General features: G+C 69.3%; 7 protein-coding genes. 2 read left to right on the forward strand and 5 right to left on the reverse strand.

The genetic code is table 11. The features are described from left to right. Positions 1-264: 264 nt before the first annotated feature. From ACWGH4_RS23255 to ACWGH4_RS23265, 3 genes are all read right to left on the reverse strand, one after another. Entirely contained in the window at positions 265-1,530 is a 1,266-nt protein-coding gene (locus tag ACWGH4_RS23255; protein ID WP_453464008.1) for a hypothetical protein, read from the reverse strand. Positions 1,531-1,623: 93 nt separating this feature from the next. Beyond that, positions 1,624-2,133 carry a SigE family RNA polymerase sigma factor gene (locus ACWGH4_RS23260; RefSeq protein ID WP_441263624.1) on the reverse strand — a complete coding sequence of 170 codons (510 nt, stop codon included), beginning with the start codon at positions 2,131-2,133 and terminating at the stop codon, positions 1,624-1,626. A 104-nt stretch (positions 2,134-2,237) separates the two neighbouring features. Next, positions 2,238-4,499, reverse strand: a complete 2,262-nt coding sequence (locus ACWGH4_RS23265; protein WP_453464011.1) for an ATP-binding cassette domain-containing protein — start codon at positions 4,497-4,499, stop codon at positions 2,238-2,240. Positions 4,500-4,626: 127 nt separating this feature from the next. Between ACWGH4_RS23265 and ACWGH4_RS23270 the strand changes: the two genes are divergently transcribed. Further along, positions 4,627-7,176, forward strand: a complete 2,550-nt coding sequence (locus ACWGH4_RS23270; protein ID WP_453464014.1) for a polysaccharide lyase family 8 super-sandwich domain-containing protein — start codon at positions 4,627-4,629, stop codon at positions 7,174-7,176. Positions 7,177-7,292: 116 nt separating this feature from the next. On the opposite strand, the gene ACWGH4_RS23275 is transcribed toward ACWGH4_RS23270, so the two are convergent. Beyond that, positions 7,293-8,195, reverse strand: coding sequence for a LysR substrate-binding domain-containing protein (locus tag ACWGH4_RS23275; RefSeq protein WP_441263621.1), 903 nt, complete (start codon positions 8,193-8,195; stop codon positions 7,293-7,295). 109 nt (positions 8,196-8,304) lie between these two features. Continuing rightward, on the reverse strand, positions 8,305-9,348 hold the full coding sequence (locus ACWGH4_RS23280) for a LuxR C-terminal-related transcriptional regulator (protein ID WP_453464017.1): 1,044 nt from the start codon (positions 9,346-9,348) through the stop codon (positions 8,305-8,307). Positions 9,349-9,510: 162 nt separating this feature from the next. On the opposite strand from ACWGH4_RS23280, the gene ACWGH4_RS23285 reads away from it, so the two are divergent. Beyond that, positions 9,511-9,708, forward strand: a complete 198-nt coding sequence (locus ACWGH4_RS23285; protein ID WP_441263619.1) for a hypothetical protein — start codon at positions 9,511-9,513, stop codon at positions 9,706-9,708. Positions 9,709-9,863: the final 155 nt, after the last annotated feature.

Raw genomic sequence — 9,863 nt, forward strand, 5'->3', positions numbered from 1 at the left:
CGCCTTCGGTGAGACGCCGGTGCGGTTCCCGTTCACGATCGCGGTGGTGGAGCGCTATTCGGACGCGAAGTGACGTGCGCCGGCCCGACTGTGGTACCGGCTCCGCGGAGACGAGGGTCCGGGTTCGCGCCAAGGGGGCCGGCTGCCGGAACTCGCCGTCAGGGAGCCCCGGAGCTCGGCGCCGTGGTGGCCGAGCCTTGGCGCTCGCGCCGCCGGGGAGATCAGGCCGCCGGAGCCCGGCTCCCGGGGCCGGGCCCCTGCGGCTCATCCGGTCGTCGTGCGCCACTTCTCGTCGAGGACGATGGTCTTCATCTGCTCGATGGTCAGGACCGGCTCGGCGCGGCTGGCGTCCTGGCCCTGCCCCGGCGCGTTGAAGGCCATCATCACGACCCGGAAGCCGTCGGGGCGCAGGGTGTCGACCGTCCAGCCGACCGCGCCCGCGCCGCCCTTCTGGTCGGGGTCGTTCTTCTTCTTCACCATGACCTTGGTGCCGTCCGGCAGGGTCGTGACGTCGCCGGTGAAGACCGCCGCGAGGTCCTGCATGCCGGACTGCGCGTTGACCTGGATGAAGCCGGCGCCCTTGCCGTCGTCGGCTACGACGAAGCCGTAACCGGGGTCGCCCTGCTTGTCGAGGACCTTCAATCCCTTGGGCAGCAGCGACGTGAGGATCTTGTCCACCGGGGTACCGGCGGCGCCGGGCAGCGGTGTCTCCTTGTCGGGCTCGCCCAGTTGCGCGCCGATCGACTGCCACACGCCGTCCGTGACGAGCGTCTTCAGCTGCGGGCCCGTCAGGGGCGGGGCCGGCCGGCTGACCGGCGCATCCTTCTCGGCGGGCGCGTTCCATTCGCTGGCGTCGACCTGCACGCCCTTCGGCGTGATCAGGACGGCCCGCCACAGTCGGGTGTCCACACGCCGGTCGGGATACTCGTAGCCCTGGAACAGCATGTAGCGGGAGCCGTCGGGGAGCGTCTCGGCCTTGCATGTGTCGTGCTGCACCAGCGCCTTGGACGGGCACGTGACGTACTGGTCGGCGCTCTGTCCGGCCGGGTCGACGGTGCTCACGCCGAGGCTGATGGCCGCCGCTCCCTGTCCGTCGTCGAAGACGACGGAGGCGTACGGGCCGGTCTTCCCGCCCTTGACGTCCACGGTGATGCCCTGCCCGGCCTCGCGGGTGATCTTCCCTTCGGGCAGGAGGGCCTTGAAGGCCTCGATCATCTTCTCCTTGGTGACCCCGCCCGCCGGGGGCGAGCTCGGAGCGCCGGGCGTGGCCTGCCCCGCGACGGCGGTGGGCGTGGCCGGTGCCGCGGCCGACGCCCGGCCGTCGCCGGAGCCGAGTGCGCCGGTCGTATAGCCGGCGACGCCGACCACGGCGAGCGCCAGGACGCTGCCGGTCACGGCGGCGGCCCTGCGACGGGCCAGCCGGCGGCGGCCGCGGGTCAGGCCGGCGTCGACCAGGCCCGGCCGGTCCAAGGGCCGGAACGTGTCACCGGTACGGCGGATCGCATCACCGAGTTCGTCCTCGAAAGGCATGGGGAACCACACTCTCTGGTCGCATCGCATGAATGAAGTGGTGGAGCCCGCGGGGCGGCCCGCAGGAAGAGCCCGTCGTCGCGGTGCCGCGCCTCAGCGGGCGGCGAACTCGACGAGACTGCCGCCGAGTTGCTCGCGGAGCTTGGCGAGCGCCCGCACCGTTCTGGTGCGCACGGCGGCGGAGCTGACGTTCATCGCGTCGGCGGTCTCCTCGATGCTGCGGTCCTCCCAGTACCGCAGCACCACCACCGCCCGGTCCTTCGGTGAGAGCCGGCCGAGCGCACCGAGAAGTGCGAGGCGCAGCTCGGGGTCGTCACCGGAGAGCAGGGCGGAGTCGGGCAGTTCGCCGACAGGGCGTTCCGAAGCGGAGCGCCGGCGCCTGTGAGTGAGGAACGAGCGGACGAGAACGGTCTGTGCGTATCCCGCCGGATTCTCGATCCGGGAGACGCGCCCCCACAGCACGTACATCCGGCCGAGCGTCTCCTGCACCAGATCCTCTGCGAGGTGCGTGTCCCCGCTGGTCAGGAGGCAGGCGGAGCGGTAGAGGTGCGCGGCGCGATTCGCCGCGAACTCTCTGTACTCCTCCGTGCGGGACGCTCTCATCCCCTGCTCACTCTCCCCCCGTCGTGCGCCGGCGACCCCTTCACCTCATTGACGCGGCAGCGTCCCCGTAATGTTTCAACCTTTTCCCAGGACCCGTGCCGGGGTCAGGCCCCGACGTACTCCCGCAGATGGTGCGCGGTGAGGGTGTCGCCGTGGGCGACCAGGTCCTTGGGTGTCCCCTCGAAGACGATGCGGCCGCCGTCGTGTCCGGCGCCGGGGCCGAGGTCGATGAGCCAGTCCGCGTGTGCCATGACCGCCTGGTGGTGCTCGATGACGATCACGGTGTTGCCGGCGTCCACCAGCCGGTCGAGCAGCGCCAGCAGCTGGTCCACGTCGGCCATGTGCAGACCGGTGGTCGGCTCGTCCAGTACGTACGTCGCCGCCTTCTCCGCCATGTGGATGGCCAGCTTGATGCGCTGCCGCTCACCGCCGGAGAGGGTGTTGAGCGGCTGTCCCAGCCGGAGGTAGCCGAGCCCGACGTCCCGCAGCCGCCCGAGGATGGTGTGTGCCTGACCCGAGGTGAAGAAGTCGTGGGCCTCGGCCACCGACATCCCGAGCACCTCGCTGATGTTCTTGCCGCGCAGGGTGTACGTGAGCACCTCGGGCGTGAACCTCTTGCCCTCGCACTCCTCGCACACCGAGGCCACGCCCGCCATCATGGCGAGGTCGGTGTAGACGAGCCCCAGGCCGTTGCACTTGGGGCAGGCACCCTCCGAATTGGCGCTGAACAGGGCTGCCTTGACTCCGTTGGCCTTGGCGAAGGCGGTACGGATCGGGTTCAGCAGACCGGTGTACGTCGCCGGGTTCGAGCGGCGCGAACCGCGGATGGGCGACTGGTCGGCGACCACCACTCCGTCACGGGCGGGCAGGCTGCCGTGGATCAGCGAGCTCTTGCCGGATCCGGCGACGCCGGTGACCACGGTCAGGACCCCGAGCGGTATGTCGACGCTCACGTCCCGCAGGTTGTGCAGGTCGGCGCCCTTGATGGTCAGCTGTCCGCGCGGCTCGCGCACCTTCTCCCGCAGACCGGCCCGGTGCTCCAGGTGCCGCCCCGTCAGCGTCCCGGAGGCCCGCAGTCCGGGCACATCGCCGCTGAAACAGATCTGTCCGCCTTCCGTGCCGGCCCCGGGGCCGAGGTCGACGACATGGTCGGCGATCGCGATCACCTCGGGCTTGTGCTCGACGACGAGCACCGTGTTCCCCTTGTCGCGCAGCCGCAGCAGCAGGTCGTTCATCCGCCGGATGTCGTGCGGGTGGAGACCGACGGTCGGCTCGTCGAAGACGTAGGTCACGTCGGTGAGGCTGGAACCGAGGTGCCGCACCATCTTCACGCGCTGCGCCTCACCGCCGGACAGAGTGCCGGCGGGCCGGTCCAGGCTGAGATAGCCGAGGCCGATCTCCACCAGCGAGTCGAGCAGGTCCCGCAGTCCGGCGAGCAGGGGGGCCACACCCGGGTCGTCGATCCGGCGCACGAACTTCGCGAGATCGCTGATCTGCATCGCGGAGCACTCCGCGATGTTCACCCCGTCGATCTTCGAGGAGAGGGCGGCGGCCGTCAGCCGCGTGCCCCCGCAGTCGGGACATTCGCGGAAGACCACGGCCCGATCGACGAAGGCCCGGATGTGGGACTGCATCGCGTCGCGGTCCTTGGTCAGCATCGTCCGCTGGACCTTCAGCAGCAGGCCCTCGTACGTGAAGTTGTTGCTGCCGACCTTCACCTTGACCTGCGGCTTGTGGAGGAAGTCCGCCCACTCCTGCTCGGTGAAGTCCCGGAGCTTCTTGTCCGGGTCGTAGAAGCCGGAGTTGGCCATGATCTGCCAGTACCACGAGTCCACCGCGAAGTTCGGCACGGTGATCGCGCCCTCGTTCAGCGACTTGTCGCGGTCGACCAGCTGGTCGATGTCGATGTCCGACACCTGGCCGACGCCTTCGCAGCGCGGGCACATGCCTTCCGGAAGGTTGAAGCTGAAGGCTCCGGACGTGCCGATGTGCGGCGTGCCGAGACGGGAGAAGACGATCCGCAGCATGGTGTACGCGTCCGTCGCGGTGCCCACGGTGGAGCGGGAGTTGGCTCCCATCCGCTCCTGGTCGACCACGATGGCGGCGCTCAGGTTGTGCAGCGCGTCCACGTCGGGCCGGCCGAGGCTCGGCATGAACGACTGGATGAAGGCGGTGTACGTCTCGTTGATGAGGCGCTGGGACTCGGCGGCGATCGTCCCGAAGACGAGGGACGACTTCCCCGAGCCGGACACGCCGGTGAAGACGGTGAGGCGCCGCTTGGGGATGTCGAGCGAAATGTCGGCCAGGTTGTTCTCGCGCGCGCCGCGCACCTGGATCACATGGTGGTTGTCGGCCGGGATCGTCATTCGGCCGACGTTAGCCGACCCCACTGACAACGGGGCCCGGTACCTGCGTCCCGCCCGTTGACAGCGGTGGGACAGCGTTGTTTCGTCGTCTGGCAAGCGCTTTCCGGCCGAACCTTGGAGCGTTCAGGTGGAGTTCTCGCGTCGTTCCGTGCTGTCCGTGATCCCGGCGGCAACGCTGCTTGCCGTGGCCCAGCCCCTGCGCGCCCGAGCCGCGCCCCGCGTCCGCCCCTCCACCTCCGGACAGGCAGCCGATCACGAGACCCTGCTGCGCAACACGGTGGCAGTCTTCGCCGGCACGGCGGAGGCCAACGCCCGGGCCGAGGTCGCCCCGAAACTCGCGGCCATCGCCTCCGCGGCGCGGTCGCGGCTCGCCGCGATGGACGACGCCGGACCGGGCGAGCTCTTCGCGGGGGTTCCGCTCGGGACCAGCGATCCCAACCTGAGCAGGACGGTCCAGTACCTGTACGAGATCGCCCTCGCCACCCGCACCCCGGGCGTCTCCGGTCTGTTCGACGGCACGGCGGTCCGGCGCAGGGTCGCCGACGGTCTGGTCCGTCTCCACGACGAGTACTACGGCGACCAGTCGAAGGGCTACTACGGCAACTGGTTCAACTGGGAGATCGGCATCCCCGGCCACGCGACCAAGACCCTCGTCCTGCTCGGGGACGAACTCGCTTCGTACCGGCCGGACCTCGCCGCGACCTACGTCGCCTCCATGGACGCGTACCTGCGCAACGGCAAGAACGGCGACGTCGACCTCGACTCGCGCTTCCACACCGGAGCCAACCTCGCCGACATCACGACCAACCGGATCCTCCAGGGAGCGGTCCTCGGCGAAGACGCCCGTGTCAGCAAGGCCGTCGCCGACCAGCTCACCGTCTTCGCCAGGATCGACCCGTACGACCTGCGGCACGGCGTGACCGACGGCTTCTACGCGGACGGTTCCTTCGTCCAGCACGCGTCCGTCGCCTACACCGGCTCCTACGGCAAGGGCCTGCTCACCCGGATCGTCCAGAGCGTCAAGATCCTCGACGGGACGGCCTACGTCCCTGCCGAGAACCTCGTCGGCGTCGTGCAGGGCTGGGTCGCGGAAGGCTTCGCCCCGGTGATCTTCGAGGGCTGGATGATGGAGATCGTCAAGGGCCGCGCCGTGTCACGCACCGGCACGGGCTACGCGGACGTCGCCGCCGTCGTGGAAGCCGTCGTCGACCTCTCCGGATACAGCACCGGCGGCGACACCGAGGCGCTCGAGGGCTACGTCAAGTACGTCCGGCAGACGTCCAGGACGAACCTGGACCCGGCCTCCTTCGTCTCCCCCGTCAGCATCGCCCGCTACGCCGACATCCTGAAGTCCCCGGCCCCGGCCGAGGACCTGGTGCCCGCCGCCTCCCACATCGCGTTCAACGCCATGGACAGAACCGTCCACCGGCGCCCCGGCTACGCGTTCGCCCTGGCCCGCAGCTCGGACCGCATCAGCAAGTACGAGTACATGAGCGGCGAGAACCTGATGCCCTGGTTCCAGGGCGATGGGGCCCACTACCTCTATCTCTCCGGCCAGGACCAGCGGCAGGCGTTCGGGATCGACTACTTCACCACCGTCTCCCCGTACCGCCTGGCGGGCGTGACCGCCCCGGTGGAGGACCGCCGTACCGTGCCGGAGCTGTACGGAACGCTCTGGTACGACAACCCCGAGCGGGGTTTCACCTCGTCCTCCGAGTCCCAGAACACGTACGTCTACTTCCCGCGCGGCAGCCACCCTCACTCCGGCGGCGCCCGCCTCGGCGCGTACGGCGCCACCGCGCTGGTCCTGTCCGACGACGTCGCGTACGCGGCGAAGGAGGCGGGCGAACTGCCCGACGACTTCGTCGCCTACCAGGGCGCCCGTGGCACCAGGTCCTGGTTCATGCTCGACGACGAGATCGTCGTCCTCGGGGCCGGTGTCACGGGCCACGCGGACCGCGCGGTGACCACGACCGTCGACACCCGCATCGCCTCCGCGACCGCCCCGGTCACCCTGACCGGTGAGCTCCGCGACGGGACGCCGTGGCAGGGGACCGAAACCGCGCCGCTCGCCTGGCTGCGGTACGACGATCCCGGGCAGGGGACCGCCGTCGGATACGTCTTCCTGTCCGGACCCCGGCCGGCCGTCGCGCTCGACACGGTCACCCGCAGCCTGCGCGGCGTCCGTCTGTCCAACCCGGACACCGCCGTGACCAGGCAGGTGTTCACGGTCTCCTACGACCGGCCCGCCGGTGCCGCGCCCGCCGCCATGGCGCACGCGATCGTTCCGAACGCCTCCGAGCGCCAGTTGGCCTCCTACTCGGGCGGGCCGCTCTCCGTCCTCGCCAACACCGTCCGCGCCCAGGCGGTCAAGCACACCGGGCTGGGCATCCTGGCCGTCAACACCTTCGCCCCGGGCACCCACCACGTCGAGCGCCTCTCCGTCGACGGCCCCGCGTCGGTGATCCTGCGCCGGTCCGCCGACGGCACGTGCTCGATCGCCGTGTCCGACCCGACCACGGAACGCCGCACGGTCAGGGTCACCCTCCACGGCCGCGCCCTGCGCCCCGTCTCGGCAGACGACGGGATCCGCACCACTCACGTCCCGGGCGGCACCCGCCTCGACGTCACGACGCACCACGCCTACGGCCGCAGCTTCACGGCGACGCTGCGGTAGGGAATCCCGTACGGACAGCCCGGCCGCCGGCGGGTCCGCTCGTACGGGCCGGCCGGGGCCTCCTGGCGCGTCCCGTACGCCGGCCCCGGCGGCCGGGGGTGCTCACGTCACCGGGATCAGGGCCGGCGCGCGTACTCCTCGGAGAGGAACTTGATCGTCTGGTCGACGAACACCCGCATCTCGCGCGAGAGGGTCTTCCCGCGCCGCCAGGCGATCTGGGTGTGGACCTCGAAAGGGACGGTCCAGGGCAGGGGTACGAGGGTGCCGCTCTCGAGGCTGTCGGCCACGGTGACGCTCGGCAGCAGACTGATGCCGAGTCCGGCGGCGACACCGCGCTTGATGGACTCTATGGTGCCGAACTCCAGGAAAGGCAGGGATTCGCCGGTGCCGTCGTTGAGTTCCGCCTCGAACAGCTCCCGGTAGGCACAGCCCGCCTCCGCGGAGATGACCTGGGTGGCGCGCAGGTCGTCCGTCGTCACCTTCTCGGCGCGGGTGAGGGGGTGGCCCGGGGCCGCGACGACCGTGAGCGGCTCGGAGCCGAGCACTTCCGTCTGCACTCCGGGGTGCTGGGTCTCCGCCTCCATCAGGAAGCCCATGTCGAACATGCCCTGGCGCAGGGCGTGGCAGGTCTCGGCGCACAGACTAGGGCGCAGCACGATCTGCAGTGCCGGGTGACGGTGGTGGAAGAACTCCAGCAGCGGCGGCATCCGGTAGGAGGTGATGCTCTCCATGGAACCGACGGTGAGCACCCCTGCCGGCTCCTCGGAACCCAGCGCCGCACCGCGTGCCTCTCCCGCCAGGGCGAGCATCTGCTCGGCGTAGGGGAGAAGTCGCCGCCCCGCCTCCGTGAGTTCGACCCGGCCGCCGAGACGGTCGAAGAGATTCACCTCGAGCGATTCCTCAAGGGCTTTGATGTGCGCGGTGACACTGGATTGCGCGTACTTCAGTTCCGCCGCCGCGCGGGTGAAACTGAGCAGCGTCGCCACCTTGTGAAATGTCGCCAACTGCCGAATGTCCATGTCCCCTCCGTGGTCCGGTTGTCGCCGAACTCGTGGCGCATGAACCAGGAAATCAGCCGGGGAATGGGTGCACCAGAACAGCGGCCTGTCCGATCGGGGACAATGACCGTCAGGAATCTGCCACTTCGGCCCTGTCCGGATTCGCGGGCACTGCGCTCGCCTCAGGGATCAAGCCCTGCTGAGCGAGGAGAAGTCCGGCCTGGAAGCGGCTGGTGGCGCCGACTTCCTCCATGATGGCGGAGATGTGGCGACGGCAGGTGCGGGTCGCCATACCGAGCCGGCGGGCGATGCCCTCGTCCTTGAGGCCTTTCGCCATGAGCCGGGTGATCGACACCCGCAGATCTTCGGTGATCTGCTGGTATTCGGCGGTCCGGCCCATTTCGAACGGCTGGCTCGCCTGCCAGATGGACTCGAAGGAACGGCAGAGATAGGCCACGACCGTGGGGTCGGTGACGAGCGCCGCGCCCGGCGGCTCCTTGCCGGTGCGTTCCTTGGGAATGAAAGCGAACTTGCGGTCGTAGATGATCAGCCGCTCCGACAGCTCCTCCGCGGTCCGGACCTCCGCGCCCTGTGCGCAGATCTGGCGTACATAGGTACGCGTGGCGAGGCTCGCGCGGGCGGTGTTCTGATAGAGCGTGCGGATGCGGATACCGCGTTTTCTCATCTCGAGCGTCTGCAGCAGGTCCTGCTCCAGCAATTCGGCGCTGCGGCCGCCGCCGGGCTGGAGGCTGATGCGCTCCTCCGTGCAGCGCCGGCGGGCGAGGTCGATCTCGCGCCGGACGTCCTCGAAGTCGTCGAGCACCCGGATCGGCACGTCGTCCGACGTGGACCGGGCCCGGGAGCGGTAGACCTCCGACAGGACCCGCAACTCCTGGTGTATACCGGCGATCTCGCGGCGGCGCTGGGCGATGGACAGCTCGAGCGGGGTGACCAGTTCGGCCTCGGCGATGTCCGGATCGAGCGCGGCCACGACACGGCCGTTCGCCGATACGGCGAGCAGCCGAAGCTCCTGCAGCACCTCGCGGGCCTCACTGATCATCCGGACATCGACGCCCAGGCGACCTGCGATCTCCTCGTCCTTGAACGTTCCGTTACGCAATGCGTATTCATAGACCTCGACCGCGACGCCGCCCAGCAGTTGATGCTCCCCCATAGGTCACCAACCCCAGCCAATTGCCCGATTTGTCGCTATCCACTTGCTGCCGCTCCATCATAGGACACTCCATGCCACTCGAACTCGATCTTCACTAGTGCCACCTTGTTCTTGCGGCCGGAGAGGGCGCGCATCGGATGAACAACGAGAGGGAAATACACGATGGCGAAGGCACACCGTTTCCTGGCTCATGGAATCTCGGTGACCGTGCTGGCGCTCGCGGTGATCCATTCCATGGCAGGGGTGACCACGTCCGTTCCCGAAGGCAACTCGTTATCCGGGGTCATTCTCGCGGACGACAAGTGGGACTCCCCGATGCCGGGCGAGGGATCCACCGCGGCCGAGCGTGATCAGTACTGACCCGGTGGTACAGGCCAAAGGAGTATTGATGTCGGGGAATATGCCAATGGCCGGACGGCTCCGGGCGGTCGGATCCAAATGCGGCACTCTCCACTGGCCGCGGCGCTGCCGTTAAGCCTCGAGGCTCCGTGACGGCCCGTCGTTCACTTCGACGG

Source organism: Streptomyces sp. NPDC054847, from assembly GCF_053610925.1.